We start from the raw sequence: 26164 nt of genomic DNA, 5'->3' as shown, positions 1-26164 counted from the left end.
GATCAGGCTCCTTGGGCTGGAGAAGAGGTCAGGGGATCGCGCAATGTGGAGCCGTCGAGCGTGGCACCTAAAAGCATCCGCGTGTATTCGTGCTGTGGGGAGGCGAACAGTTCGGCCGCGGAGTTGGACTCCACGATCCGGCCGTGCTGCATGACGCTGACTCGATCGCAAATGTCAGCGACCACGCCGAGGTTGTGGGTTACCAGGATCATGCCGATCTGCCGTTCACGCTGCAGCTCGCGCAACAGCTCCAGTACCTCGGCCTGGACAGTCACATCGAGGGCTGTGGTGGGTTCGTCGGCGATGATGAATTCCGGGTCCCCTGCAATGGCGCCGGCAATGAGTACGCGTTGCGCCATGCCCCCGGAAATCTGGTGTGGATAGGAATTAAAGGTTCGCTCCGGATCGTTGATGCCCACCCGCGCCAGGAGCTTGAGCAGATCTGCCTTGGCCTGCTGACGGCTGATGTCCTTGACCGCCCGGAGTCCGTAAACCAGCTGCTTGCCGATGGTGAACGTCGGGTCAAGGTTCGACATGGGTTCCTGCGGGATGTAGCCAATCTTTTTCCCCAGCAGGCTCTTCTGCAGGCCCGGATCGGTGAGCAGGTTTTTCCCGTGGTACAGGACCTGGCCGCGCAGGACCAGGGCCTGTTTCGGAAGGATGCCCAGCACAGAAAAAGCGGTTTGTGACTTTCCGGATCCGGATTCGCCCACCAGTCCGTGAATTTCGCCCCTCTGAACGTCAAGGTTGACCCCGCGGACCACCTCCGTGATGGTCGTCGCGGAACTTGGGTAGCCGATCACCAGATCGGTGATGGACAGGTGTGGATCTGCGCCACCGCCCTGTGCCGCCGTGGTGACTGCGTCCCGGCTCGGAGCCGGCGTCGAAGAGGTGTAATCCCTTTGGATCTGGTGGAGCGCCTGCGCCTTAAGGGTGTGGCTGCGGGACCCGGCCGCATGCAATCCGTCTCGAATCGAGTTCCCCAACAGCGCAAAGACGAGGATGGTCACCGTCACCAGCAGGGCTGGCCACAGGACGTTGATTCCGGCGAGGTAGATGTTGTTGAAGGCTTCGCGCAGCATTCCGCCCCACGAAGGCCTGGTGGGATCGCCCAGCCCGAGGAACTCCAGGCCGGCTTGAATGCCGATACCAGCCCCAAGGACAAACGAGCTTTGAATGATGATCGGTGCGCGCACCGCCCGGAGCACGTGCCGGGAAATGATTCGAAAGTCCGACAAGCCCGAAACTTTGGCAGCATCGACGTAAAGCTCGTTGCGGACATTCACCACCAGGGCACGGACCAGCCGGAAGTAGGAGGGGGCAATCAAGACGCCGAAAACGGCCATGGCAACAAGGATGTTCGGGCCGATAACGGCGTACAAGGCGATCAGCAGCGCGAATCCTGGCAAGGCCAGGATCACATCGGCAACCCAGCTGGCGACTGAGTCAAACCAGCCGCCGTAATATCCCGCGACGAGCCCGGCGGATGCGCCAAGGAGCAGGGAGACCACCAGTACAACACAAGCGGCGATCAAGGTGCTTCCCGTGGCGAACATCAGTCGGGAGAGAATGTCCCGGCCGGATGCGTCGCCACCCAGGGGGAAGCTGCCGCTGAACGGGGGCGCATTGGTCTGGGCAAGATCAGTGAAACCCGGATCAAAGGGTGCGAGCCAGGGCGCCGAGGCACCGAAAATGACGATGGCGAGCAGAACGATTGAGCTGGCCAATCCGACAGGGGTCTTCAGGATCAGGCGAAGCACTGACTTCTTGTCGGTTGAAGCTTCCTCGGCAGCCACCGCGGCCGCGGGTGTGGTGAGATTTTCGACGCTCATGAGATCCGCGCTTTCGGGTTGACCCAGCCATTGACAAGGTCAACGATGATGTTCACTACTACAACGACAATGACGATGAACAGGACGTCCCCCATGACGGCCGGTATGTCCCCCTGAAGGGCGGCGCTGCCAATGAGTACGCCCATGCCGGGCAGCGCAAAGACCTGCTCAATCACGATGACGCCTCCCATCAGCGCGATGGTCTGAAGCGACAGGATGGTCAGGCCGGGGCTGGCGGCGTTTCGCAGCGCATGGCGGAAGATGATGTGACGGTCGGGGATGCCCCGCGTGCGAAGGGTGCGGATATAGTCCTGGCCCAGAACGTCAAGCATGGCCCCGCGGAATTGCTGGGCGGAGTTCGCCACGGCCCCGATGAGGACAGCAAGCACGGGCAGAACCAGGGACCGCGCCCAAGCAGCAGTGTCATAGTCAAAGGCCACGTATCCCGTTGCCGGGAACAGGGGGATGGTCAGTGCGAACATGAAAACAAGGCCGATCGCAATGACGAAGTTGGGGATCGCGGCACCAGCCACGGAGACAAACTGCAAGGTGCTGTCCAGCCATCCGCCACGCACGGCTGCGGCAACACCGACGATGACGCTGATCAGCATGGTGAAGAACAGCGAAACGAGAACAAGGGACAGCGTCACCGGTATGCGGGTGGCGAGCACGCTTGTCACTGCTTCATTGGTGAAGTAACTGACCCCGAGATCGCCCTGAAGGAGATTGCCCAGCCACTTGAAGTACTGAAGCAGCACCGGTTGGTCCAGCCCCAGCTGTTGGACCTTTGCCGCCACCTGTTCTGCGGTGGCGTTCTGCCCAAGAACCTGGCGGGCAATGGCTGTCCCGTTGTTGAAAATCAGCATGAAGGTCACCGCCGTCACGACGATGGTAAGCACCAGGCCGGAGAGGATTTTTCTTAGTAGAAACTGCAGCATGTGTGTTCCTTTGGCGCACCGGGTGTTACCGGGCAGCTGGAGTTGTTGATTATTTGGCCCGGCCGCAGGGCCGGGCCAAACCGTATTCGGGCCGGGATGACCCCGTGCCGTTGCTGCCTACTTGGCGGTGAACGTGAAGAGGTACGGGACCACGCTGCCGAGAACAGGGCTCGCGGCGGTGGCCTTGTCCGTGGCGTAGAAAGCTGTCGGCAGGGCCCACGGTGAAAACCATGCGTTGTCGATCAAGAACTTGTTGATGGCCTGGGCGTTGGCCTTGGCTTCTGCGCCCTTGAGCGTCTGGGCCTTGTTGATCAGCGGGGTGAGTGCCGGGTCCTGGTCCTTGGTGATGTTCCACACTGCATCGGGGGCGAGGGCCTGGACGATGTCCCACAGGGCCGTTCGGGATTCCAGGGTGAAGAAGAAAACGGGGTACTTGCCACTGAGAATTTCCAGGATTGCGGTTCCCCCGGACAGCTTCTTTTCTGTCACCCGGATGTTGAGCAGGCCAAGCTGCTGGGTGATGATCGGGTTGGCGTAGTCCAAGCCGTTGAGCGAAGGAATGGTCAGGTCGAAGCCGTCACCGAAGCCGGCCTCAGCCATGAGCGACTTGGCCTTTTCAACGTCAAACGGGTATTGGTTGATGGCGTCCGGGAGGAAAGCCTCACTTTTGTCGTTGAAGATTTGATTTGTGACTGAACCGTTCCCCTGGAACAAGGCCTTGATGATCCCTGCCCGGTCGAAGACCATGTTCATGGCCTGGCGAACCTTCACCTGGCCCAGTGCGGGGATCGTCTTGCCATTCCGGTCGCCCAGGAACAAACCGGCCCAGTTGACCTTGTTCTCCACCAGGTTTAGTCCGGATCCCTTGAGCTCGGCCGACGTTTGCGAGGTTGCCGGCGCGGCGTTGACCTGGCCAGACTTCAGGGCACTGACACGGGCTGTGATGTCCAGGAGGATCTTGAAGGCAACCTTCTCAAACGGGAATGCGTCCTTGTTCCAATAGTTGGGGTTTCGCACGAACGAGTATGTTGCGCCAGTTGTGGTTGCCGCCGCATCCAGTGTGTACGGGCCGGAGCCGACGGGCATTTGATCCCGGTTGGCGGCAGTCAAGGACGCCGTGCTGGCAACGATGCCGGTGGACAGGCACATGAACGTGGGCATCAGGCCGTTTGGCTCGGGCGAAGTCAGCACCAATGTTGTGGCATCTGGTGCCTCGACGGTCAACTTGGCAACGCGGCTGGCGTCGGAACCGCCTCCGGTCTTCATGTGCTCGATGGACGCCTTGGCCGCAGCGGCGTCGACGGCGGTGCCGTCCGTGAACTTGACCCCGGCGCGCAGCTTCATGGTGAGGACAGTGTTGTCATCATTCATCTCGAACGATTCCGCCAAGTTGGGAACGATTTCGCCGTCCGGGTTGTACTTCAACAGGGTGTCCCAGACTGCTTGCCAGATCTGGACAACTGTGCCGCCACTTTGCTGCTTTGCGGGATCGAAGCCGATGTAGTCGGCATCCACGGCCAGTGTCAGGGTCTTGTTGCTGGCGCCACCATTGGCACCCCCGGAGGCGTCCTTGGGCGAGCACGCGGCCGCCGACAGCATCACAGCGCTCAGCCCCGTGAAGAGGATCGTCTTACTAAAATTGCGCCGGCTTAGCTCGGTCATGTTCTCTCCTATGGCTGTTCCCGGGGGACTTCATTGTCCGGGAGAAGGTCAAATTGTGGGCCCCCGAGGGTTCGGGAGGGGGAAATGTTTGAAACGTTGCAAAATCAAGCAAACATGATGCCTGTCACAAAGTCAACTCTAAATTTCACATGGGAGGCCTGCCCTTGGAGGGTGGCCCATTGGCTTCCTGTCCACACCTTGACAGGGTCGCGAAGGCCGGGCTACATTTCCAATGAAACGATTCAAGAAGGGTGGCCGGAGATTGAACCGACACCATCAGCGGCAGCAGCCAAACGTATGGAAGCGAAAAACATGACTAATTTGACGGCCGAATTGGGCCGCTTGGATGACTTGGCCATTGAAGTGCCTTCGTGGGCATACGGCAATTCCGGCACGCGTTTCAAGGTGTTCGGCACGCCGGGCACGCCCCGCACCGTGCAGGAAAAGATTGCTGACGCGGCTCAAGTCCACAAGCTGACGGGTCTTGCCCCCAGCGTTGCCCTGCACATCCCGTGGGACAAGGTCGAGGACTACGACGCCCTCAGTGCCTATGCCGCGGACCTGGGAATCGGCCTGGGCACCATCAATTCCAACACGTTCCAGGACGACGACTACAAGTTCGGTTCCCTCACCCATGTGGACGCGGCAGTCCGGCGCAAGGCCATTGACCACCACTTTGAATGCATCGATGTCATGGATGCCACGGGATCACGGGACCTGAAGATCTGGCTTGCCGACGGCACCAACTACCCCGGGCAGGGGGACATGCGCGGCCGCCAGGACCGGCTGGCTGAATCCCTGCAGCAGATCTATGCCCGCCTGGGTGATGACCAGCGTTTGGTGCTGGAATACAAATTTTTTGAACCGGCGTTTTATCACACGGATGTCCCGGACTGGGGCACGTCCTACGCGCATACCTTGGCCTTGGGCGAGAAGGCGAAGGTCTGCCTGGACACTGGCCACCATGCCCCAGGCACCAACATCGAGTTCATCGTGGCGCAGTTGTTGCGCCTGGGCAAGCTTGGCTCCTTTGACTTCAATTCCCGCTTCTATGCCGACGACGATCTCATTGTGGGTGCGGCTGACCCGTACCAGCTGTTCCGTGTCATGTATGAAGTGATTCGTGGGGACGGACTGGGCGGCGACTCCGAGGTGGCCCTCATGCTGGACCAGTGCCACAACCTGGAGGAAAAGATTCCCGGCCAGATCCGCTCGGTGCTCAACGTCCAGGAAATGACAGCCCGCGCCCTGCTCGTGGATCGGGTTGCCCTTGCCGAGGCGCAGAACGCAGGTGACGTGCTGGGTGCCAATGCCATCTTCTCCGACGCCTTCTACACCGATGTCCGCCCTCTCCTGGCTGACTGGCGTGAATCCCGCGGACTGCCCGCAGACCCGATGGCCGCTTTTGCCGCCAGCGGCTACCAAAAGAAAATCAACGACGAGCGCGTGGGCGGCACCCAGGCCGGATGGGGTGCCTAAGAAATGACCAACGCAACAAGTACGACGCCGGCGCCGGCCGCCGCGGAGCAGGGCGCCGACACTGTGGCCGCCTTGATTGCCCGTTCCAACCGCCTGGGCGCCGACAAGCGAAACACCAACTACGCCGGCGGCAACACCTCCGCCAAGGGCACAACGACTGACCCCGTCACGGGCGAGCCGGTGGAGCTTTTGTGGGTCAAGGGTTCCGGCGGGGATCTTGGCACGCTGACGGAGCCGGGTTTGGCCGTGCTGCGCCTTGACCGCCTGCGCGCCCTGGTCAACACGTACCCCGGGGAAGACCGCGAGGACGAAATGGTCGCGGCCTTTGACTACTGCCTGCATGGCAAGGGCGGGGCTGCGCCGTCGATCGACACGGCCATGCACGGATTGGTTGATGCCGCACACGTTGACCACCTGCATCCGGATTCCGGCATTGCGATTGCCACTGCGGCCGACGGCGAGGAGCTGACGGCGAAGATTTTTGGCCCCAAGGTGGCGTGGGTGCCGTGGCGCCGTCCCGGCTTCCAGCTGGGCCTGGACATTGCCGCCATCAAGGCCGCCAATCCGGAGGCCGTGGGAGTGATTTTGGGCGGACATGGCATCACAGCCTGGGGCAACACCAGCGGTGAGGCCGAAGCCAACTCCCTGTGGATCATTGGGACGGCCGAGGCGTACATCAATGCGAATGGCCGCAAGGACCCGTTCGGTGGGGCGTTGCCCGGCTACGGTGCCTTGCCCGAGGCTGAGCGAAAAGCGAAGGCTGCCGCCCTGGCGCCGACCATTCGCGGCTTGGCGTCCACGGACAAGGCGGCCGTGGGGCACTTCAGCGACGACGTGGCGGTGCTGGAGTTCCTGGCCTCGTCAGAGCACCCGCGCCTGGGTGCCTTGGGCACCAGCTGCCCCGACCATTTCCTGCGCACCAAGGTCAAGCCGCTCATCCTGGATTTGCCGGCGGATGCGTCAGTGGAGGATTCCCTGGCCCGGCTGAAGGAGCTTCACGCCGAGTACCGTGCGGACTATGCCGCCTACTACCAGCGCAACGCGGCAGGTCCGGTGATCGAGCCTGTCGAGATCCAATCCGAGGATTCGGCCAGCGCAACCACCCAGTGGCCGGCCATGCGCGGCGCGGATCCGGCCATTGTTTTGGTGCCGGGCGTGGGCATGTTTTCCTTTGGGGCCAACAAGCAAACGGCCCGGGTTGCCGGGGAGTTCTATCTCAACGCCATCAACGTCATGCGCGGTGCCGAGGCACTTTCGCGCTATGCGCCCATTGACGAATCGGAGAAGTTCCGGATCGAGTACTGGTCCCTGGAAGAGGCCAAGCTGGCACGCCTGCCCAAGCCGAAGTCCCACGCGAGCCGCATCGCCTTGGTGACGGGTTCGGCGTCGGGCATTGGAAAAGCCATCGCCACCCGCCTCGCCGCGGAAGGAGCCTGCGTTGTCATCGCGGACCTGGACCTTGAAGCGGCGCAGGCAGTGGCCCTGGAGCTCGGAGGCCCCGACGTGGCCATTGGCATCCGTGCCGATGTCACCGACGACGCCGCCGTGCAGCAGGCAGTGGACGCCGCGGTGCTGGCGTTCGGCGGGCTGGACCTGGTGGTCAACAACGCCGGGCTGTCCATCTCCAAGCCGTTGCTGGAAACCACTGAAATGGACTGGGACCTGCAGCACAACGTCATGTCCAAGGGCTCCTTCCTGGTCTCCAAGGCCGCTGCGAAGGTCTTGATCGAGCAGGACATGGGTGGGGACATCATCTACATTTCCTCAAAAAACTCCGTGTTTGCCGGACCCAACAACATCGCCTACTCCGCTACCAAGGCCGACCAGGCCCACCAGGTGCGCCTGCTCGCGGCCGAACTGGGCGAATACGGGATCCGCGTCAACGGCATCAACCCCGACGGTGTGGTCCGCGGCTCCGGAATTTTTGCCGGCGGCTGGGGCGCCAAACGCGCAGCCGTCTATGGCGTGGATGAGGAGAAACTGGGTGAATACTACGCCCAGCGGACACTGCTCAAGCGCGAGGTTCTGCCGGAGAATGTGGCCAACGCGGCCGCCGTGCTCACCAGTGCCGAGCTCTCCCACACCACGGGCCTGCACATCCCGGTCGACGCCGGCGTGGCAGCAGCCTTCCTGCGATGATCGCGTTGTTCGCCGCCGTCGACATTGGGGCGTCCTCCGGCCGCGTCATTGTCGGCAGCATCGGCGGCGGCGCGGTGCAGCTGGAGGTGGTGCACCGCTTCCCCAACGGCGTCATTGAGGTTGCGGGAAGGTTGCACTGGGACCTGGCCGGGCTCATGGCCCAGGTCCTGGAGGGGCTTGCGGCGGCCGCGGACCATGCCGCCGCCGTGGGTGGGAGGATCGCCAGCATTGGGATCGACACCTGGGCCGTGGACTACGGGCTCGTCGATGCCCGCGGCGCACTGGCAGGGCCTCCGTTCAGCTACCGCGACGGGCGCGGCGCCAGGCACGTCGCCGGTGTTCATGCGTGCATCAGCCCGGAACGGCTCTATGAAACCACCGGCCTGCAGCACCTGCCCTTCAACACCATCTACCAGCTGGCCTCCGAACAGGACCTGGCTGGTAGGCAGGCGTTGCTGATCCCTGACCTCATCGCCTTCACGCTGACAGGTGTCCGGCGCAGCGAGGCCACCAACGCCTCCGCCACGGGGCTCTTTGACGCCGTGGCGGGGGAATGGGCCACGGAGTTCCTCGCCGCCCTGGAGCTGCCCGCGGACTTGTTCCCGCCGTTGATCCAGCCAGGGGAGACCATCGGCACCCTCCGTGCGGACATTGCCGCACGCACGGGGCTGCCGGCAACAACGGCCGTGGTGGCCGTGGGCAGCCATGACACCGCCTCAGCCGTGGCAGCCGTTCCCGCCAACGGCAGGAATTTCGCCTACATCTCATCCGGAACGTGGTCGCTGGTAGGGGTGGAACTCGATTCACCCGTGCTCTCCGAAGCGAGCCGGCTGGCGAACTTCACCAACGAACGCGGGGTGGATGGAACCATCCGCTACCTGCGCAATGTTGGTGGCTTGTGGCTGCTCAGCGAGTCCATGCGCGAATGGGCGCAGGAGGCGGCCGACGCCGGGTCCCCGGCATCGGCGCCCGGCCTCCTTGAGCTGTTGGCGCGGGCGGCGGCGGAGCCCGCCGGCGGCCCGCTCATCGACGTGGATTCGCAAGAGTTCATCGCCCCGGGCGGCATGCCCGGGCGCATCAACGCCGCGGTGCACGCCAGGGGAGGGACGTTGGAAACCCGGCCCGCCGCCGTCGTGCGGTGCATCCTGGACAGTCTTGCCGCAGCCTACGCAACAACCGTCCGGGACGCCGTTCAGCTGTCGGGGCAGCCCGTGGAGGTTGTCCACATTGTGGGCGGCGGATCTCAAAACGAGCTGCTATGCCAACTCACGGCCAACGCCACGGGCCTGCCCGTCATCGCCGGGCCCGTGGAAGCCACTGCCCTGGGCAATGTCCTCATCCAGGCCCGCGCGGCTGGAGTGGCCCCCGAAACGCTGGCGGGACTGCGCGGCCTTGTTGCGGCCAGCCATCCGGGCATCCACTACGAGCCGCTCGCCGTCGGGGAACTCTCCGGTTGACCGGCCTCCTGGCCGCACAACCGCACCTTTCCCGCTCACACGTGGGGTCCTGACCGCCTATGAGCGGGAAAGGTGCGGCCAGGCGCGAAAGGTGCGGCCATGGCCGGGGGCAGCTGCGGGAAATTCCGCGCTCATTTCAGCCACAAAACAAGAGCTGGGACGTAGGATGTCTAGGTAAGTGTTTGTCCGGCGCCGGAGCCGGGCCCGACTGAAACGGAAGCTGCACCATGCCCCAATTCGACCTGCCCCTCGAAAAACTTCAGGCATACCAGTCCGCGGCCGTTGAGCCTGCCGACTTTGACGCCTTCTGGGATGCCACGATCTCCGAGGCCCGCGGGTTGCCGCTGGACGCAAGCTTCACCGCCGTGGACAACCTGCTGACTGTCATTGACAGCTTTGACGTGAGCTTTGCAGGCTTTGGCGGGGACCGGGTCTTGGGCTGGCTGCACCTGCCGGCCAACCGCACCCCCGGCGAGAAACTGCCCGTCGTGGTCCAGTACATTGGCTACTCCGGCGGCCGTGGCATGGTCCAGCAGGACACCGCCTGGGCGCAGGCCGGCTACGCGCACTTCATCATGGACACCCGCGGCCAGGGCTACGGCGGGCTGCTCGGCGACACTCCCGACCCCCACGTTTCCGCCGGCGACGTGGCCCACCCGGGCCTCATGACCCGCGGCATCGCCAGCCGCGACAGCTACTACTACCGCCGCACCTACGTGGACGCCTTCCGTGCCATCGAAGCGGCGCAGTCACACCCGGACGTCGACGCGGCCAGGGTGATCCTGACCGGCATCAGCCAGGGCGGCGGGCTGGCCATTGCCGCCGCGGGCCTGGCAGCTGGCCGGCTCGACGGCGTTATCGCCACCATGCCCGACGTCCCGTTCCTGCAGGACTTCCCGCGCTCCATCGACCTGGCCGTCCGCGGGCCGTACCCGGAAATTGCCGCGTTCCTCAAGCGCCACCGCGCCTCTTACGCGGACTGCCTCGAGGTATTGAACTACTTTGACGGCGTCCACCTGGCCCGCCGCTGCACCGCCCCGGCGCTGTACTCCGCGGCCGGCCAGGACGATGTCTGCCCCGCATCCACCGTCTACGGATCCTTCAACGGCTACGGCACTCAAACGCCCCAAAAGCCCGCAAAGGACATGGTCTACTACCGCTTCAACAACCACGAAGGCGGGCAGGAACACCAGTGGCTTGCGCAGCTGCGTTACGTGGCCGATTTGCTGGCGGGATAATTTCCGGCGTATGGTGTGGGCATGACAAACCGTTGGTATGCGTATTTTTCGTTGGCTCTGGAGGGGCCCGCGTCTAACTGACACGCATCCAACTTCCTTCAGAGCCAACAGGACAGAGAAAACTTTTCTCTGTCCTTCGCCATTTCCGGCGGGCATCTGAAAAGGGGCTCGCTGACAGCCCAACCTAGGAATTCTTCCCATGAGCATCACAGCAGCAGAAACAACCGGCCAGCCCGCCACCGCAAACCTGCGCGTCAGCCACTTCACCGAACTGCCGTCGCCGGCCCAACTGGCAGAGAAGCTGCCGCTGGATGCGCACACGGGCAACGTCGTCGAACGCGGCCGCGACCAGGTCCGGGCCATCATGGACGGCGTGGACGACCGCCTCCTGGTGGTGGTGGGCCCGTGCTCCATCCACGACCCGAAGGCCGGCCTGGAATACGCCCGCCGCCTGGCCGCCACGGCCAAGGAGCACGAGGAAGACCTGCTGATCGTGATGCGCGCCTACTTCGAAAAGCCGCGCACCACAGTGGGCTGGAAGGGCCTCATCAACGATCCCGCCCTGGACGGCAGCCACGACGTCGCCACAGGGCTGGGCATGGCACGGGACTTCCTGCTCGAGGTGGCCAAGCTGGGGCTGCCCACGGGCACGGAGTTCCTGGAACCCATCAGCCCCCAGTACACGGCCGACCTCATCTCCTGGGGCGCCATCGGGGCCCGCACCACCGAGAGCCAGATCCACCGCCAGCTCACCTCGGGCCTGTCCATGCCGGTCGGCTTCAAGAACGGCACCGACGGCGACCTGCAGGTTTCCCTCGACGCCTGCAACGCAGCCAGTGCAGCGCAGTCTTTCCTCGGGATCGACGGCAGCGGCCGCGCCTCGCTGGTCAGCACGGCCGGCAACCAGGACACTCACGTGATCCTGCGCGGCGGACGCAAGGGCCCCAACTACAAGGCCGCCGACGTTGCGGATGCCTCTGCGAAGGCTGCCGCGGCAGGGGTCAACCCGCGCCTGATCGTCGATGCCAGCCACGCCAACTCCGGCAAGAGCCACCACCGCCAGGCCGAGGTGGCCCTGGAAATTGCCGCCCAGTTGGAGACCGGCGACGATTCCGCACACACCATCGCCGGCATCATGCTGGAAAGCTTCCTGGTTGGCGGGGCCCAAAGCCTGAACGTCGAGGAAGTCGCCGCCGGCACGGCCAGCCTGGTCTACGGCCAGTCCGTCACCGACGCCTGCATGGACTGGGATGTCACAGCGGACGTGCTGGCCCAGCTGGCCGGCGCCTCGCGCACCCGCCGCGGCGCCGCAGCCTAGCCGGCCGAGCGGTTCCGCTGGCGGCCATTTGAAAGAACATCTTTCACACTGGCACCTTCTGCCCCTAGAGTTGGACACGAGGGGCGGAAGGGGCCGCATCCGCCAGCCGAATTTGGATCCACCGAAAATGAATACCGAGGGCAGCCATGGCGCAGGAGCAGGATTTCTCCAATGTGAACTTCTTGACGGTTCAAGAGGTGGCCGGCCTCATGCGCGTCTCAAAAATGACCGTGTACCGCATGGTGCACGCCGGCGAGCTGCCCGCCGTGCGCTTCGGGCGCTCCTACCGGGTCCCGGCCAACGCCGTCGAACACTACCTGCAATCGGCAGTGGTGGATGGCACAGGGACGCATGGAACCCCCGGTTCGGCGCATACAGGGTAAAGGCGGTACCCTAGGAAAGATCCATTTTCGGCTTTGACCGATTCCTGAGATCGGTCGACCTAATCGTTTACGGCCTCAATCGAGGTTGTTCTATGCAGTTTGTGAGGAACTTTCATGGGTTCAGTAGTTAAGAAGCGCCGCAAGCGGATGTCCAAGAAGAAGCACCGCAAGCAGCTGCGCAAGACGCGTCACCAGCGTCGCAACAAGAAGTAAATCTTCTTTCATAGCGCAAAACACTCGTTCACCCCTGCAGTGGGCGGGTGTTTTTTGCATTCCAGGCACGACGGCGGCTGCCGTCTCGGGTGCCCGGCGCAGCTCAGCGCTTGCGGACCATCGAGATGCCCTTCCACAGGCCGTAGACAACGCCCACGCCGGTGGCTGCCTTCAGGCCCAGCGTGGCGGCGCGGCGGCCGGAGCGGAAGTCGTAGATGGGCCAGTTGTTCTCCCGGGCGTGCCGGCGCAGCTTGGCGTCCGGGTTGATGGCCACGGGGTTGCCCACGGCGGTCAGCAGGGGAATGTCATTGAAGGAGTCGCTGTAGGCCCAGCAGCGGGCCAGGTCCAGGCTCTCGCGCTCGGCCAGGGCGGTGACGGCGCGGCCCTTGGCCGGGCCGTGCAGGATGTCACCGACGATCCGGCCCGTGTAAAGGCCGTCCTCAACCTCCGCCACGGTGCCCAGCGCGCCCGTGAGGTTCAGCCGTTCGGCAATGACGCCGGCCACCTCCACGGGGGTTGCCGTCACGAGCCACACCTGGCGGCCGGACTTCAGGTGTTCCTGCGCCAGGGCCTTGGTGCCGGGCCAGATCTTCGAGACGATCATCTCGTCATAGACCTCTTCGCCCAGCTGGCGGACAAAGTCGGAGCTGATGCCGGCGGCCAGTTTCTGTGCGGAGTCCTGCACGGAATGGACGTCGTCCATGTTCTCCCCGCGCATGATGAACTTGGCCTGCTTCCAGGCGAAACCGGCGGCGTCACGGAGCGTGAAGGCGCGTTTTTGGTACATCTTGCGGGCAACATGGAACAGGCTGGCACCCTGCATCATGGTGTTGTCCACGTCGAAGAAGGCTGCCTCGCCCTGGTGCTGCACAGCAGTCGAGGAGGCCTCGGCACTGTTGGGGGTCACGTCGGGCATGGAACGAGTCTAGTCAATCCTGCCCCGGTGGGCCCCACCGCCACCGGCCTGTTTCGGTTAACTGTGGTGAAACTTTCATTTCCGGCGCCGCGCTGTGACCGCTGCGCCGGGGTTGGGTACCGTTGTTGGCATGGAGAATCCCGCAACAAGCCCCGCCCCGCCCGCCTCCGCTGTTCCGCTGGTGGAATTGCTCACGAGGTCCGGCTGCCACCTGTGCGAGGACGCACGCACCGTGGTGGCAGGGGTGGCCGGCGGGCTGGGCCTGCCCTGGCGCGAGGTGGACATCGAGGCCGACGCCGGCCTCACGGCCCGCTACGGGGAGGAAATCCCTGTGGTCCTGGTCGACGGCGTGCCGCGGGACTTCTGGCAGATCGACCCCGTGCGGCTGCACACCATCCTGGCCCGGGCCACGGGCGCAACCCAGCCTCCCGCTTTTGGCTCTGGCGGGGCCACGTCCTAGAGTTGTTGAAGGCCACGGCAGGCGTTGCAGGCACCCGTCCAGCAACCGCGCCCGGCCCGCCTGAGAATGTGGAGAGTGGTCTTGATCCCAGCGCAGAACCCGCAGGAGCGCCCGGCCGAACCGGCCCGTGAGCTCCCGCCTGCCACGGTGTCCAGGCTGACGCTGTACCTGCGAACCTTGAACACCCTGCTTGCCGAAGGGGCCGAAAGCGTCTCATCGGAGGCGTTGGCCGAGTCTGCCGGCGTGGGGTCCGCCAACGTCCGCAAGGACCTCTCCCACCTCGGTTCCTATGGCACCCGAGGGGTGGGCTACGACGTCGCCAACCTCAGCAGCCGCATTGCCCAGGCACTGGGCCTGACACACGAATGGCGCGTTGCCATTGTCGGCGCCGGAAACCTGGGCCGCGCCCTGGCGCGCTACGCCGGCTTTGAATCCCGCGGCTTCCACGTTGCGGCCCTGCTCGACGCGGACCAGATGGTCATTGGCACGGAGATCGGCTGGCTGCGCGTCAGCGACGTGGCGAACCTGGAGCCCGTGCTCGCATCGACCCGCGCCAACATGGTGGTGCTGGCACTGCCGGCGGCCGTGGCGCAGGGGATCTGCGACCGTGTGGTGGCTGCCGGCGTGCACAGCATCCTCAGCTTTGCCCCCGTGGCCCTGAGCGTCCCGGAACATGTGAACCTGCGCAAGGTGGACATGGCCACGGAACTGCAGATCCTGGCCTACCACGCCCAGCGCCTGCAGGATCCGGGGCTGGATGCGGACCGCCCCGGCGCCTAGGCTGCCCAGGGCGGGAACGCGTCAGCGCTTGAGTGCTTCCCTGCGGCCCTTGTGCTCAAGGAAAAATTCCTTGGCGGGCGTGCGGTAGAGCAGGAACACGCCCACCAGGCCCAGCGCCACCTGCACGATGACAAGCGGGTTTGCCTGCGCCAGGAAAACCAGGGACAGCCCGCCCAGCACCAGGGCAGTGGTCCTTGCCCAGCCGCTTCCGCGGCGGATTTCCCGGGCCAGCCAAAAGTAGGTGACGGCCATGGCAAGGCTGAGCACCAAGGCAAGGAACAAGACCGTGTTGACCACTGTGGGGTCCGAATACAGCTCTTCCACGCCGGGCGTGCCGGCCATGGCATCCAACAGCACCTGAAGGACGGCTGCCTTGGCCGCCGGCACAAGCAGCACCACCATCAGGGCAACCACCGACAACGCCTGCATGATGCCGGCCAAAGTGATCAGCCGGACGGCCGTGCTGACCTGGCTGGGCGGGGCCAGGTGCGGCAGCGGGCCGGATGGTGTCCCCGCCTGTGTGCCGCCAAAGCCCGGGTAGGAGACTGCCGGCGGAATGTTCTGCGGCGGGCGGCTTGCGTTCTGCGCGTCCTTGACGTCCTGAGGCGGTTCCCATCCGGCAGGGGCGTACTGGCCGTACCGCGGGACGCCTGGGGCAATCTCGCCGTAGCTCCCCGGGAGGGGAGTGGGACGCTCTTGGGGTTCTTCACCGGGGGTGCTCATGGCAGCTGCTCTTTCACTTCTGTTGCGTCCCCGGCGAACCGGGCTGGTGCGCTCAGGTGGCCAGGGAATGGGAATGGCCGCGCCGGGTGTTGCTTAAACCCTACGCGACCTCCCCTGCTGCAACCACCCGCCCCGCGGGGGTGCACCGTGGCGGGAACTAGCGGCCGCCCACGGCCCGCGACTTGAGCCAGGCCGAGGACTCCGGCAACCACATGAGCACGGCCGCCACAATGCCCAACAGGCCGGTGCCGCTGGCGCCGAGGGGGACAAGGACAAGGCTCACCACCACCATGGCCGACAACGCCAGCCGGGCCCATTGCATGCCCTCCTTGAGCTTCATGGCGCAAATGACAACGGCCACCATCACGGCCAGGCTGATGAGCGAGCTGACAAAGCCCCGTGCGGCCGATCCGGAGCCCAGGCCCAGGAACACCAGGGAACCCAGTAGGCCAAGGATGTTGAACAGGATGCCAAGGGCGGCCGTGACCAGCCAGATGATGTAGGAAATCTTCAGCAGCTGCGGCAGTCCGGCGGTCTTGAAGATTCCGGAGAAACCGCCAACGGGCATGACCTCGTTCATGGAGCGGGGCATGTCCTGGGGCATTTCAAACTTGAAGTCGCCGGCAGGCGGGGGAGGAGGTTGCTGCCCCGGTGCCTGATAGCCGGGAGCCTGGTACTGCGGCGGTGCCTGGTATCCCGGCGGCGGCGCCTGATATCCGGGCGGAGGGGCGGCGGCTCCCGGCTGTCCGGCCGGGGGCGGTGCCCCGTAGCCGGGCGGTGGCTGGTTTCCGGCGGGCTGCTCAGGCTGTTCGGGCCCGGGGTACGGCTGCTGGTTGCTCATGGTCAAAACCCTAGCGGTGCCGGGAACGCTTGCATAGAACCGTCCAACCGCGCAAAAAATGCCGGCCCGCAGCATTTAAGCGCGGGCCGGCATTTTTCGGCGGGCCACTGGGGGCCAGCCATGGGGTGAAGGTTAGGCGGCCTTGACGAAGGCAACATCCAAGGTGATGGTGACCTTGTCGGACACCAGCACGCCGCCTGCTTCCAGGGCTGCGTTCCAGGTCAGGCCGAACTCCTTGCGGCTGATCACGGTCTTGGCCTCGAAGCCTGCGCGGGTCGCACCGAAGGGATCGACTGCCACGCCGTTGAATTCGCCCTTGAAGGTGACGGTCTTGGAGATGCCGCGGATGGTCAGCTCGCCAGTCAGTTCAAAGTCTTCCTCGTCGCCGCTGACGGCGGAGGATGCGAAGGTCAGGGTGGGGAAGGTTTCCACGTCGAAGAAGTCGGCGCTGCGGACGTGGCCGTCGCGGTTCTCGTCGCCCGAGCTGAAGCTGGCGGCCTGGATGGTGGCGGTCACGGAGGAATCGGCCAGGGTCTCGCCGAGGTTCAGGGTGCCCTCAATGGCGGTGAACTGGCCGCGGACCTTGGAGATGCCTGCGTGGCGGACGGTGAAGCCCACGGTGCTGTGTGATGCGTCAAGGTTCCAGGTGCCCTGGGCCAGGCCGGTGGATTCAATGGTTGTTGCTGACATGTGGTTCTCCTCGAAAATGATCTTGCAATGCGGGAGGACCGGCCGGTCGGCGATCCTTCATGCTGCATAACCATGCGTTTGCATCTATCTATTCCCGGGATTCCAAAAAACTTTCCCGGGCCCGGATTAACCCCTTGTTCGCCTTGTTTGAGAAACTGGGAGGCATGTCCCGAGAAACTGTTCATCTTCTGCGCCACGGCGAGGTCTTCAACCCCGACGGCGTGCTCTACGGCCGGCTCCCCGAGTTCCACCTTTCCGAGCGCGGCCGCGCCATGGCGGTGATGGTTGCCGAGCACTTCGCCGCCCTGAAGAACGACGGCGGCGCACCGGTCTACCTCGTTGCCTCACCGCTCACGCGGGCCCAGGAAACTGCGCAGCCCACGGCCGAGGCGTTGGGCCTGGACATCGTGACCGACCCGCGCATCATTGAGGCCGAGAACCACTTCGAGGGTCTGGTCATGAGCAAGGCAGAGCTGCGCAAGCCCAAGCACTGGCCCTACTTCGTGAACCCCTTCCGCCCCTCCTGGGGTGAGGCCTACGCGGCCCAGGCCGAACGCATGCTGGAAGCGGCACGCGATGCCCGCCGTCGTGCGTTTGAGATTGGCGGCGACGGCGCACAGGCCATCATGGTCAGCCACCAGTTGCCCATCTGGGCCACCCGGCGCAGTGCCGAGGGCAAGCGCCTGTGGCACGACCCCCGCAACCGAGAATGTACACTCGCCTCCCTGACGTCCCTGACGTTCGACGGCGATGACATTGTGGACGTGACGTACAGCGAGCCGGCGGCCGTGCTGCTGCCCGGAGCGGCAACCACGCCGGGCGCCTGAGACCGGCGGCACACAGCTGACAATCAGCTATTCGACGTAGCGTAGAACAAAATGCCATCCCTGCGATTGCCGGGGTGGGCCCCATGAGACGAAAGACTTGCGTCGTGACTTCCTCGATGAGCCGCAGATCGCTCCTTGCCGCCGGCGGCGCCGTGCTGGCAGTGGCCCTGGCCGCGTGCACCAGCAATGACCCGCTCGCAAAGCAGGCCAGCGCGGGCGACAACAAGAACTACATTGCCGGCGACGGCTCCGTGACGGAGTACGGTGTGGCGGACCGCAAGGACCCCGTGCAGTTCAAGGCGGCCCTCTTTGACGGCTCGGCCGTGGACTCGACCAAGTTCGCCGGCCAGGTCACCGTGCTGAACTTCTGGTACGCCGCCTGCGCGCCCTGCCGCGTGGAAGCCCCCGATATGCAGGCCCTGTTCACCGACTTCAAGCCGCAGGGCGTGGAGTTCCTGGGTGTGAACGTGCGTGACGAGAAAGCCACGGCCGAGGCCTTCGAGCGCAACTTCGGCCTGGGCTACCCCAGCATTGTGGACAAGGACGGCGGCGTGCTGCTGGCCATGACCCAGTACGTGCCGCCCGCGGCCGTGCCCACAACGCTGGTCCTGGACAAGAAGGGTCGCGTCAGCGCCCGCATCCTCGGCGTCGCCGAAAAGGGCACGCTGAAGGCCCTCATCACCTCCGCCCTGGCGGAAAACTAGCGGCCGCACCACCTCCATGAACAATCCCTTCGCCGAGACAGTGCTCAGCGGCTCCATGCTGCTGGCCATGCCCGTTGCCCTGCTGGCCGGGCTGGTCTCCTTCCTTTCCCCGTGCGTGCTGCCCCTGGTCCCCGGCTACCTGGGCTATGTGAGCGGGCTCAGCGGCGCCGACCTGCAGGACCAGCGCCGCGGACGCATGTTTGCCGGCATTGGCCTGTTTGTCCTGGGCTTCTCCGTGGTCTTCATGCTCATTGGCGCCGTGTTCGGCCAGCTCGGCGCATGGCTCATGGGGCCCGACGCCGCCTGGGTCACCCAGGTGCTCGGCATCGTGGTGGTCCTGATGGGTGTGGTGTTCCTGGGTGGCTTGAGCTGGTTCCAGGGCGAAGCCAAGATCCACGCCAAGCCTCCGGCCGGGCTGTGGGGTGCCCCCATCCTGGGCGTAACCTTTGGACTGGGCTGGGCGCCGTGCATCGGCCCCACTTTCAGTGCCGTGCAGATGCTGGCGTTCTCGGACGGGCCCAACGCGGCCAAGGGCGCCTTCCTGACGTTTATTTACTGCCTGGGCCTGGGCTTGCCGTTCCTGCTCATCGCGCTCGGTGCGCGCAAGGGTCTGGGTGCACTGGCGTTCTTCCGCAAGCACCGCCGCGGGCTGCAGTACTTTGGCGGCGGCATGCTGATTGTGCTGGGCCTGCTCATGGTCACCGGGCTGTGGGGAACCTGGATCAACCAGTTGCAATTTTGGTTTGCCAATGAAGTGAGATTGCCAATCTAATGAAAGAGACAGCAGTGGAAGAACCCAAGACCGGGGCCCCGAAGGGCAAGGCGCCCAAGGGCGGCGGGGGAGACGTAGCGCTGCCGCAGCTCGGTTTCCTCGGCATGGTCCGGTGGGCCTGGCGGCAGTTGACCAGCATGCGCACGGCGCTGTTCCTGCTGCTCATGCTGGCCGTGGCCGCAGTTCCCGGATCGCTCTTCCCGCAGCGCCCCTCGGCCCCGGCGGAAGTCACCCAGTACCTCAAGGACAACCCCACCTCGGGCCCCATCATGGACTGGTTCAAGCTCTTCGACGTCTACTCCTCGCCGTGGTTTGCCGCCATCTACCTGCTGCTGTTCACCTCCCTCGTGGGCTGCGTGCTGCCACGTGCAAAGATCCACTGGAAGGCCATGCGCTCGGCCCCTCCGCGCACCCCCAAGCGCCTGTCCCGGCTGGCCGAATACGGCACGGTGGAAATCCCCGCCGGCAGCGGCATCGACGCCGAAACGGCCGTCAAGGACGCCGCAGCCATCCTGAAGTCACGCCGGTACCGGGTGGACATCCGGGACCTGGACACCGACCGGCCCTCCGTGGGTGCCGAAATTGGCTTCCTGAAGGAAGTGGGAAACCTGGTTTTCCACACCGCCATGATCGGTGTGCTGGCGGCCGTGGCCTTCAGCGGCCTGTTCGGCTACAGCGGCCAGCGCGTGCTGGTGGAAGGCGAAACGTTCGTCAACACGCTCTCCAGCTATGACACGTTCACCCCCGGAACCAACTTCGCGGACGAGAAGTTGAGCCCCTATTCGCTGCAGCTTGACCGCCTGGTGGTCAAGTACGACCGCTCCACGGAGGCCCACTACGGCCAGCCGCTGGACTTCAATGCCACCCTGACCGTCAAGGACGGCCCGGATGCCGAATCGGAGACCAAGACCCTGAAGGTCAATGAGCCCGTGGCCGTGGGCGGCACCAACGTGTACCTGGTGGGCAACGGTTACGCACCCATCGTCACGGTCAAGGACGGCGAGGGGAACATTGCCTTCCAGGGTCCTGTCATCACCATCCCCACCGACGGTGCGTACACCTCGCTCATGGTCATCAAGGTTCCCGACGCCAAGCCCAAGCAGCTCGGCTTTGTGGGCTTCTTCCTGCCCACCGCGCTGTACGACGACAAGGGTGTGGCCTTCGGCTCCGACCCCGACCCGTTCAACCCGCAGCTGAACCTCAACGCCTACACGGGCGACCTTGGCCTGGACAGTGGCGTGCCCCGCAACGTCTACACGCTGGACACGTCCAAGATGACGGAGATCAACTCCCGCAACGTGGACGCCGGCGGCATTGTGCTGGCACCCGGGAAGAGCTACACGCTGCCCGACGGCAACGGAAGCATCAGCTTCGACGGGATCAAGCGCTTCGCGGCCCTGGACATCCGGCACGACCCGGGCCAGGTCTACGTGCTGGTCTTCGCCGTGCTGGCCCTGGCCGGGCTCATTGCCTCGCTGTTCCTGAACCGCCGCAGGGTCTGGATCCGCACAGGCAACCACCCCGACGGCCGCACCATGGTCGAGTTCGGCCTGCTGGCCCGCGGTGAGGACCACCGCCTGGCCGGCGAATACGCCGCCATCAACAAGGCCCTCCACGAAAAATGGCTGGTGCCGATGGAGGCTGCAGGGCAAAATGGGGAACAAGGAACAACCAACGACGACTCCGCACAAAGCGCCACCGCGGCAAGTAAGGACCAGTAATGCCAGAGATCAATGAAGGCTTTGCCATGCTCAGCGAGCAGCTCATGCTCGTGGCCGGGATGGCCTACGCGGTGGCGCTATGTGCCTACGTCTGGGACCTGGTGACCTTTAGCCAGGCAGTCAAGAAGGGCCTTGCCGGAGCCACAACGGCTCCAAGCGAAGCCGCCCTGGTCGGGGCTGGCGCACGTGGCGCGGCAGGCCAGGACCTCGGTGCCGGCCCGCAGGACCGCGGCATCCGCCCCAGCTCCAAGACGCACAGCGGATCCGACGGCGTGACCGCCGGGGACTCCATGCGCTACGGCAAGGAACGCCGCGTCGTGGCCCGGGTGGCCGTGGCCCTGACAGTTGTGGCCGCCGTCGTGCAGGGCTTTGCCGTGCTGTTCCGCGGCCTGGCCGCCGGGCGTGTGCCGTGGGGCAACATGTACGAATTCTGCACCACCGGCTCCTTCGCCGTGGCCTTGGTGTTCCTGCTGGTGCTCACCCGCCGTGACCTGCGCTTCCTGGGCACGTTCGTCATCGGCCTGGTGCTGGTCATGATCGTTGCCGCATCCATCAGCTTCTGGACCCCCGTGGGCCACCTGGTGCCGGCGCTGCAGAGCTACTGGCTCATCATTCACGTCTCCATTGCCGTGCTGTCCTCGGCGTTCTTCACGCTCACTTTTGCCATGTCGGTGCTGCAGCTGTTCCAGTCCAAGCGTGAGGCGGCCATTGCGATGGGCAAGAAGGACAAGGCGCCCGTCATGCGCCTGGTTCCGAACGCGCTGAGCCTGGAAAACCTGTCCTACCGCATCAACGGCATCGCCTTTGTTGGCTGGACGCTGACGCTGATGTTCGGTTCCATCTGGGCCGAAAAGGCGTGGGGCCGCTTCTGGGGCTGGGACACCAAGGAAGTCTGGACCTTCGTGATCTGGGTGGTCTACGCCGGCTACCTGCACGCCCGCGCCACCAAGGGCTGGACCGGGACGCGTGCCGCCTGGCTGTCGATCGTGGGCTACCTGTGCGTGGTCTTCAACTTCACCATTGTGAACCAGTACTTCTCCGGCCTGCACTCCTATGCCGGTGTGGGCAGCTAGTCACCTTCGGGCGCCCTGCCTGTTCTGACCTGCGCCAAACTCGGGCCGGGTTGTACGCATAGCACTGTTATGCGGACAACCCGGCCCGAGTTGTACGCGGATCAGCACGCCAGCGTGTGAAAGGCTGGTGCCATGCACTCTGTGATCCCCACCCCGGAACAGCTCGCCTGGCAGCGCGACGGCCTGGGCGTGTTCTTCCACTTTGGCCTGAACACCTTCCACGGCAAGGAATGGAGCGACGGCACGCTTCCCGCCGCCTCCTTCAACCCCACGGAGCTCGACGCCGAACAGTGGGTCCAGACGGCGGCCTCCATGGGAGCCAAGTACGTGGTCCTGACGGCCAAGCACCACGACGGTTTTTGCCTCTGGCCCACCGCCACCACCGACTACTCCGTGGCCTCCTCACCCTGGCGCGGAGGGAACGGGGACGTTGTTGCCGAGGTGGCAGCGGCCTGCCGCAAGCACGGCATCAAGCTGGGACTGTACCTGTCGCCCTGGGACCGGAACGCGCCCAGCTACCCGGACGCGGACGCGTACGACGAGTTTTACCTGGCCCAGCTGCGCGAGCTCTGCAGCAACTACGGCGAGCTGGCTGAGCTGTGGTTTGACGGAGCCGGCTCGCAGGGCCGCGAATACGCCTGGGACCGGATCAGCGCACTGATTGCGGAGCTGCAGCCGCGCGCCATGGTGTTCAACATGGGCGCGCCCACCATCCGCTGGGTGGGCAACGAGGACGGCCTGGCCGCCGATCCCGTCCGCTACGTGGTCACCGAGACGGAGTTTTCCAACTACACGGTCCACTCCGCCGCGCTCACCGAGGCCCTGTACCTTCCGCCCGAGTGTGACGTCTCCATCCGCCGCGGCTGGTTCTGGCACCCGGACGACGCCCCCAAGGAGCTGGACCACCTGCTGGCCATTTACTACCGGTCCATTGGCCTTGGGGCGAACCTTTTGCTGAACCTGCCGCCTGATACGCGCGGGCTCATCCCCGAGGAGGACGTGAAGCGGGTGGCGGAATTCTCAGCCGAAGTACGACGCCGTTTCGCGGCTCCGCTGCCTGCCTCGCTTCGGGCGCTGGGTGGCGGGAAATGGGTGGCCAGCTTCGCCGCGCCGGTCACCTTCGACCACCTCCGGCTTGAGGAAGTACTGGAGAATGGCCAGCGGATTGCCGGCCACCGCATCTTCGCAGAAGCCGGCGAGCTGCTGGTGGATGCCGGCACCGTGGGCTCGCAGCGCATCCATGCCTTCAAGGCCGCCACCGCCCGTGAGCTTGTGATCCAGCTCGAGGGTGAGGAGCCGGAACTGGCCTCCGTCACGGCGTACCTGGCGGGCGTGGAGACCGTCCCCGAGATCAAGTACCTGGCCCCGACGGAGGCTCCCGACTGACAGCTGCGGCGGGGCTACTTCATGCCGCCCTTGCGGAGGCCCGGCCTGGTGTATGTCCGTGCCAGCAGGGCCAGGGCCACCGCGGCCACCATGAGGCCAAAGTCCCGCAGCGCCACGTCGTAGAACCCCGGATAGCTGAGCAGGTTGACGATGATGCCTGCCAGCCACAGGGCCACCACGTAGGCGGCGTAGCGTGGGCGCAGGGCCATGGAGACGGCCGCAATGACCTCCACGACGCCGATCGCCATCATGGTCCCCTGTGCGGTCAGCGGTGAGAGGTTCGCGATCCAGGGGGCCAGGTAGCCCTCCCAGTTGGTGAGGACGTTGAAGAACTTGTCCATGCCCATGATGAGCGGGATGGCGATGAAGCCGATCCACAGGAGCAGGAACGCCCCATAGGCGGGCTCGGCCTTGGCCCGGGCCAGTGCGTGGGAGGTCCATCCGGTGGGCGGGGCGGGGATTGAATGCGATGCCATGACTCCTCCATCTAAAAACGTTGTCTATGTTTTTAGAATGCGCCTGCCGGTGCCGCTTGTCAACGGCCACTTTTGCGCCTTGCGTCCCCGGCCGGGCGGCCTAGAGTTCCTTTAGCTGCCCGTTGTCCACGGCCCACATGGTGTCCAGGGTGACGTTTTCCAGCAGCCGGCGGTCATGCGTGACCAGCAGCAGCGTGCCTTCATAGCTTTCAAGCGCCTCTTCAAGTTGCTCAATGGCGGGCAGGTCCAGGTGGTTGGTGGGCTCGTCCAGCACCAGGACGTTGACGCCGCGTGCCTGCAGCAGCGCCAGCGACGCGCGGGTTCGCTCACCGGGGGACAGGGCACCCACGGGGCTGGTCACCTGGTCCGCCTTCAGCCCGAACTTGGCCAGCAATGTACGCACCTCGGCCTGGTTCATTTCCGGCACCAGCGTCTCGAAGCCGTCGCCCAGCGGGGTCCCTTCAGGGAACTGGCTGCGGGCCTGGTCAATCTCGCCGATGGCGACGTTTGCGCCCAAGGAGGCGACGCCGTCGTCGGGGGAAATGCGGCCCAGCAGCAGCTTCAAAAGGGTGGACTTTCCGGCGCCGTTGGGGCCCGTGATGCCGATCCGCTCGCCGGCGTTGACCTGTGCGGACACCGGGCCCAGGGTGAAGCTGCCCTGGCGCACCACCGCGGCGTTCAGGGTGGACACCACTGTGCTGGAGCGCGGCGCGGCGCCGATGCTGAACTGCAGTGCCCATTCCTTGCGGGGTTCTTCGACTTCCTCCAGGCGTGCGATCCGGGACTCCATCTGCCGCACCTTCTGGGCCTGCTTTTCGGAGGACTCGGAGCTTGCCTTGCGGCGGATCTTGTCGTTGTCGGGGGCCTTCTTCATGGCGTTGCGGACTCCCTGCGAGCTCCATTCACGCTGCGTGCGGGCGCGCCCCACGAGGTCGGCCTTCTTGTCGGCGAACTCGTCGTAGGCCTCGCGGGCGTGGCGCTTGGCAATGGCGCGCTCCTCGAGGAAGGAGTCGTAGCCGCCGTCGTACACGGCCACCTTGTTCTGCGCGAGATCCAGCTCAACCACGGAGGTGATGGTGCGGGCCAGGAACTCGCGGTCGTGCGAGACCAGGACCACGCCGCCGCGCAGGCCCTTGACGAACTCCTCGAGCCGGGCCAGGCCGGCCAGGTCGAGGTCGTTGGTGGGTTCGTCGAGCAGCACGATGTCGAAGCGGCTCAGCAGGAGCGCAGCCAGCGCCACCCGGGCGGCCTGCCCGCCGGACAGGCCGGTCATCCGGGCATCGGGGCCAACGTCCAGGCCCAGTTCGGCCAGGGTTGACGGGATGCGGTCGTCCAGGTCGGCGGCGCCACAGGCGAGCCAGTGGTCCAGGGCCGCAGCATAACGGTCATCGTCCGCCGAATTGCCGGATCCCAGGGCCTCCGCGGAGGACTCCATGGCTTCTGTGGCTGCGGTGGCACCCGTGCGGCGGCCAATGTAGTCGGCCACGGTTTCGCCCTCGAGGCGTTCGTGCTCCTGCGGCAGCCAGCCCACAAAGGCGTCCTGGGGTGCCGTGCTGACGGTGCCGCCCTGCGGGGTAGCAGCTCCCGCCAGCAGGCCCAAAAGGGTTGACTTGCCGGCGCCGTTGGCCCCGACCACGCCAATAACGTCGCCGGGTGCCACCGTAAAGGAGAGGTTGCTGAAAAGGGTGCGGTGGGCGTGGCCGCCGGAAAGGTCCTTGGCCACAAGTGTTGCGCTCATTAGTCCATCTTAAGTTGCTGCGGGCGGGCCGGGGGACCGGGCGGCGTGCATCTCACTCGCGGGAGCCGCCGCGCATGTCCCCGCTTTGCGCGCATGTCCCTGCATACGCGCAAAGCGGGGATGTACGCGCTGGCAGGCAACCCCGCGTCCGGCTCGAACGCAGCGGCCATGGGGAATGTTGCCGCACATGACGGAAGGCTTGGCGGCAAGACCTGCGGCGAGCCAGACTGGTGAGCAGAATCATGAGTCCCGACCATGCGGCCCTGGCCGGTCGGGCGGCAACCCTCGCAACCATAGTGGGGTGCCCCAGGTGACGATTCGACGCCGCCGGCACCCGCCGGGGCGTAAGTATGGCGGGATGCTGCAGCGCCCGCACGCCACAACAAGCACGGAAAGCG

Annotated in this window: 24 protein-coding genes and 1 riboswitch; of the genes, 15 read left to right on the top strand and 9 right to left on the bottom strand. The window is 65.1% G+C overall.

All coding sequences use genetic code 11. The annotated features are described in order from the left end of the window. Window positions 1-2 precede the first annotated feature (2 nt). The 3 genes from PCK14_RS11635 to PCK14_RS11625 form a co-directional block, all read right to left on the bottom strand. Window positions 3-1832 (bottom strand): dipeptide/oligopeptide/nickel ABC transporter permease/ATP-binding protein, encoded by a 1830-nt coding sequence (locus PCK14_RS11635; RefSeq protein WP_269938651.1) that lies wholly within the window; start codon window positions 1830-1832, stop codon window positions 3-5. Then, window positions 1829-2770 (bottom strand): ABC transporter permease, encoded by a 942-nt coding sequence (locus PCK14_RS11630; RefSeq protein WP_269938650.1) that lies wholly within the window; start codon window positions 2768-2770, stop codon window positions 1829-1831. Before PCK14_RS11630 ends, PCK14_RS11635 begins: the two co-directional genes overlap by 4 nt. A gap of 117 nt (window positions 2771-2887) precedes the next feature. Beyond that, window positions 2888-4432, bottom strand: a complete 1545-nt coding sequence (locus PCK14_RS11625) for an ABC transporter substrate-binding protein (protein WP_269938649.1) — start codon at window positions 4430-4432, stop codon at window positions 2888-2890. A gap of 312 nt (window positions 4433-4744) precedes the next feature. Between PCK14_RS11625 and rhaI the strand changes: the two genes are divergently transcribed. The 7 genes from rhaI to PCK14_RS11590 all read left to right on the top strand — a co-directional run bounded on the left by rhaI (window position 4745) and on the right by PCK14_RS11590 (window position 12659). After that, window positions 4745-5911: an L-rhamnose isomerase gene (rhaI, locus tag PCK14_RS11620; RefSeq protein ID WP_269938648.1), complete on the top strand. Its 1167-nt coding sequence runs from the start codon at window positions 4745-4747 to the stop codon at window positions 5909-5911. 3 nt (window positions 5912-5914) lie between these two features. Continuing rightward, entirely contained in the window at window positions 5915-8050 is a 2136-nt protein-coding gene (locus tag PCK14_RS11615; protein WP_269938647.1) for a bifunctional aldolase/short-chain dehydrogenase, read from the top strand. Continuing rightward, window positions 8047-9507 (top strand): rhamnulokinase, encoded by a 1461-nt coding sequence (locus PCK14_RS11610; RefSeq protein ID WP_269938646.1) that lies wholly within the window; start codon window positions 8047-8049, stop codon window positions 9505-9507. The genes PCK14_RS11615 and PCK14_RS11610 overlap by 4 nt, the downstream gene beginning before the upstream one ends. A gap of 227 nt (window positions 9508-9734) precedes the next feature. Continuing rightward, window positions 9735-10745, top strand: a complete 1011-nt coding sequence (locus tag PCK14_RS11605) for an acetylxylan esterase (RefSeq protein ID WP_269938645.1) — start codon at window positions 9735-9737, stop codon at window positions 10743-10745. Window positions 10746-10944: 199 nt separating this feature from the next. Continuing rightward, the gene (locus PCK14_RS11600; protein WP_269938644.1) at window positions 10945-12063 is read left to right on the top strand and encodes a 3-deoxy-7-phosphoheptulonate synthase; all 1119 of its coding nucleotides are present in this window, start codon (window positions 10945-10947) and stop codon (window positions 12061-12063) included. A gap of 146 nt (window positions 12064-12209) precedes the next feature. Beyond that, entirely contained in the window at window positions 12210-12446 is a 237-nt protein-coding gene (locus PCK14_RS11595) for a helix-turn-helix domain-containing protein (RefSeq protein WP_269938643.1), read from the top strand. 114 nt (window positions 12447-12560) lie between these two features. After that, the gene (locus tag PCK14_RS11590) at window positions 12561-12659 is read left to right on the top strand and encodes a 30S ribosomal protein bS22 (protein WP_074712200.1); all 99 of its coding nucleotides are present in this window, start codon (window positions 12561-12563) and stop codon (window positions 12657-12659) included. Window positions 12660-12762: 103 nt separating this feature from the next. On the opposite strand, the gene PCK14_RS11585 is transcribed toward PCK14_RS11590, so the two are convergent. Then, window positions 12763-13575, bottom strand: coding sequence for an HAD family hydrolase (locus PCK14_RS11585; RefSeq protein ID WP_269938642.1), 813 nt, complete (start codon window positions 13573-13575; stop codon window positions 12763-12765). A gap of 130 nt (window positions 13576-13705) precedes the next feature. Here PCK14_RS11585 and PCK14_RS11580 point away from each other — a divergent pair, with 130 nt between their 5' ends. After that, on the top strand, window positions 13706-14035 hold the full coding sequence (locus PCK14_RS11580) for a glutaredoxin family protein (RefSeq protein WP_269938641.1): 330 nt from the start codon (window positions 13706-13708) through the stop codon (window positions 14033-14035). 75 nt (window positions 14036-14110) lie between these two features. Continuing rightward, on the top strand, window positions 14111-14815 hold the full coding sequence (locus tag PCK14_RS11575) for a redox-sensing transcriptional repressor Rex (protein WP_269938640.1): 705 nt from the start codon (window positions 14111-14113) through the stop codon (window positions 14813-14815). A 21-nt stretch (window positions 14816-14836) separates the two neighbouring features. Here PCK14_RS11575 and PCK14_RS11570 read toward each other — a convergent pair whose 3' ends face one another. The 3 genes from PCK14_RS11570 to PCK14_RS11560 form a co-directional block, all read right to left on the bottom strand. Continuing rightward, window positions 14837-15538 (bottom strand): hypothetical protein, encoded by a 702-nt coding sequence (locus tag PCK14_RS11570; RefSeq protein ID WP_269938639.1) that lies wholly within the window; start codon window positions 15536-15538, stop codon window positions 14837-14839. A 157-nt stretch (window positions 15539-15695) separates the two neighbouring features. Further along, window positions 15696-16379 (bottom strand): hypothetical protein, encoded by a 684-nt coding sequence (locus tag PCK14_RS11565; protein WP_269938638.1) that lies wholly within the window; start codon window positions 16377-16379, stop codon window positions 15696-15698. 132 nt (window positions 16380-16511) lie between these two features. Next, window positions 16512-17069 carry a YceI family protein gene (locus PCK14_RS11560; protein ID WP_269938637.1) on the bottom strand — a complete coding sequence of 186 codons (558 nt, stop codon included), beginning with the start codon at window positions 17067-17069 and terminating at the stop codon, window positions 16512-16514. Window positions 17070-17233: 164 nt separating this feature from the next. On the opposite strand from PCK14_RS11560, the gene PCK14_RS11555 reads away from it, so the two are divergent. The 6 genes from PCK14_RS11555 to PCK14_RS11530 all read left to right on the top strand — a co-directional run bounded on the left by PCK14_RS11555 (window position 17234) and on the right by PCK14_RS11530 (window position 23552). Beyond that, window positions 17234-17896, top strand: coding sequence for a histidine phosphatase family protein (locus PCK14_RS11555; protein ID WP_269938636.1), 663 nt, complete (start codon window positions 17234-17236; stop codon window positions 17894-17896). Between the two features lie 116 nt (window positions 17897-18012). Beyond that, complete coding sequence (locus PCK14_RS11550) at window positions 18013-18600, top strand: TlpA family protein disulfide reductase (protein ID WP_269938698.1); 588 nt, start codon at window positions 18013-18015, stop codon at window positions 18598-18600. A 16-nt stretch (window positions 18601-18616) separates the two neighbouring features. Beyond that, window positions 18617-19372, top strand: a complete 756-nt coding sequence (locus PCK14_RS11545) for a cytochrome c biogenesis CcdA family protein (protein WP_269938635.1) — start codon at window positions 18617-18619, stop codon at window positions 19370-19372. After that, window positions 19372-21093: a cytochrome c biogenesis protein ResB gene (resB, locus tag PCK14_RS11540; protein ID WP_442864706.1), complete on the top strand. Its 1722-nt coding sequence runs from the start codon at window positions 19372-19374 to the stop codon at window positions 21091-21093. Before PCK14_RS11545 ends, resB begins: the two co-directional genes overlap by 1 nt. Beyond that, complete coding sequence (gene ccsB / locus PCK14_RS11535) at window positions 21093-22166, top strand: c-type cytochrome biogenesis protein CcsB (protein WP_269938634.1); 1074 nt, start codon at window positions 21093-21095, stop codon at window positions 22164-22166. Before resB ends, ccsB begins: the two co-directional genes overlap by 1 nt. Before the next feature lie 132 nt (window positions 22167-22298). Then, window positions 22299-23552, top strand: a complete 1254-nt coding sequence (locus PCK14_RS11530; RefSeq protein ID WP_269938633.1) for an alpha-L-fucosidase — start codon at window positions 22299-22301, stop codon at window positions 23550-23552. Between the two features lie 14 nt (window positions 23553-23566). Here the strand turns inward: PCK14_RS11530 and PCK14_RS11525 are convergent, their stop codons facing one another. Together PCK14_RS11525 and PCK14_RS11520 are read right to left on the bottom strand one after the other, a co-directional pair. Beyond that, a complete protein-coding gene (locus tag PCK14_RS11525; protein WP_269938632.1) occupies window positions 23567-24028 on the bottom strand; it encodes a hypothetical protein in 462 nt (153 codons plus the stop codon). Window positions 24029-24128: 100 nt separating this feature from the next. Then, window positions 24129-25766 (bottom strand): ABC-F family ATP-binding cassette domain-containing protein, encoded by a 1638-nt coding sequence (locus PCK14_RS11520; RefSeq protein WP_269938631.1) that lies wholly within the window; start codon window positions 25764-25766, stop codon window positions 24129-24131. A 238-nt stretch (window positions 25767-26004) separates the two neighbouring features. After that, window positions 26005-26123: riboswitch (SAM riboswitch) on the top strand. The last annotated feature ends 41 nt before the right edge of the window (window positions 26124-26164 follow it).

The organism is Arthrobacter sp. HY1533 (genome assembly GCF_027568515.1).
Lineage (GTDB): Bacteria > Actinomycetota > Actinomycetes > Actinomycetales > Micrococcaceae > Specibacter.
This window is presented reverse-complemented; position numbering and strand designations above follow the sequence as displayed.

Bases quoted from the DNA above. Each gene is read 5' to 3' on its own strand.
- PCK14_RS11625 (WP_269938649.1), bottom strand. From the start codon at position 4,432: ATGACCGAGCTAAGCCGGCGCAATTTTAGTAAGACGATCCTCTTCACG.
- PCK14_RS11555 (WP_269938636.1), top strand. From the start codon at position 17,234: ATGTCCCGAGAAACTGTTCATCTTCTGCGCCACGGCGAGGTCTTCAAC.
- resB (WP_442864706.1), top strand. From the start codon at position 19,372: ATGAAAGAGACAGCAGTGGAAGAACCCAAGACCGGGGCCCCGAAGGGC.
- PCK14_RS11580 (WP_269938641.1), top strand. From the start codon at position 13,706: ATGGAGAATCCCGCAACAAGCCCCGCCCCGCCCGCCTCCGCTGTTCCG.
- ccsB (WP_269938634.1), top strand. From the start codon at position 21,093: ATGCCAGAGATCAATGAAGGCTTTGCCATGCTCAGCGAGCAGCTCATG.
- PCK14_RS11560 (WP_269938637.1), bottom strand. From the start codon at position 17,069: ATGTCAGCAACAACCATTGAATCCACCGGCCTGGCCCAGGGCACCTGG.
- PCK14_RS11585 (WP_269938642.1), bottom strand. From the start codon at position 13,575: ATGCCCGACGTGACCCCCAACAGTGCCGAGGCCTCCTCGACTGCTGTG.
- rhaI (WP_269938648.1), top strand. From the start codon at position 4,745: ATGACTAATTTGACGGCCGAATTGGGCCGCTTGGATGACTTGGCCATT.
- PCK14_RS11605 (WP_269938645.1), top strand. From the start codon at position 9,735: ATGCCCCAATTCGACCTGCCCCTCGAAAAACTTCAGGCATACCAGTCC.
- PCK14_RS11600 (WP_269938644.1), top strand. From the start codon at position 10,945: ATGAGCATCACAGCAGCAGAAACAACCGGCCAGCCCGCCACCGCAAAC.
- PCK14_RS11610 (WP_269938646.1), top strand. From the start codon at position 8,047: ATGATCGCGTTGTTCGCCGCCGTCGACATTGGGGCGTCCTCCGGCCGC.
- PCK14_RS11520 (WP_269938631.1), bottom strand. From the start codon at position 25,766: ATGAGCGCAACACTTGTGGCCAAGGACCTTTCCGGCGGCCACGCCCAC.
- PCK14_RS11565 (WP_269938638.1), bottom strand. From the start codon at position 16,379: ATGAGCAACCAGCAGCCGTACCCCGGGCCCGAACAGCCTGAGCAGCCC.
- PCK14_RS11635 (WP_269938651.1), bottom strand. From the start codon at position 1,832: ATGAGCGTCGAAAATCTCACCACACCCGCGGCCGCGGTGGCTGCCGAG.
- PCK14_RS11590 (WP_074712200.1), top strand. From the start codon at position 12,561: ATGGGTTCAGTAGTTAAGAAGCGCCGCAAGCGGATGTCCAAGAAGAAG.
- PCK14_RS11595 (WP_269938643.1), top strand. From the start codon at position 12,210: ATGGCGCAGGAGCAGGATTTCTCCAATGTGAACTTCTTGACGGTTCAA.
- PCK14_RS11615 (WP_269938647.1), top strand. From the start codon at position 5,915: ATGACCAACGCAACAAGTACGACGCCGGCGCCGGCCGCCGCGGAGCAG.
- PCK14_RS11630 (WP_269938650.1), bottom strand. From the start codon at position 2,770: ATGCTGCAGTTTCTACTAAGAAAAATCCTCTCCGGCCTGGTGCTTACC.
- PCK14_RS11525 (WP_269938632.1), bottom strand. From the start codon at position 24,028: ATGGCATCGCATTCAATCCCCGCCCCGCCCACCGGATGGACCTCCCAC.
- PCK14_RS11545 (WP_269938635.1), top strand. From the start codon at position 18,617: ATGAACAATCCCTTCGCCGAGACAGTGCTCAGCGGCTCCATGCTGCTG.
- PCK14_RS11570 (WP_269938639.1), bottom strand. From the start codon at position 15,538: ATGAGCACCCCCGGTGAAGAACCCCAAGAGCGTCCCACTCCCCTCCCG.
- PCK14_RS11550 (WP_269938698.1), top strand. From the start codon at position 18,013: ATGAGCCGCAGATCGCTCCTTGCCGCCGGCGGCGCCGTGCTGGCAGTG.
- PCK14_RS11530 (WP_269938633.1), top strand. From the start codon at position 22,299: ATGCACTCTGTGATCCCCACCCCGGAACAGCTCGCCTGGCAGCGCGAC.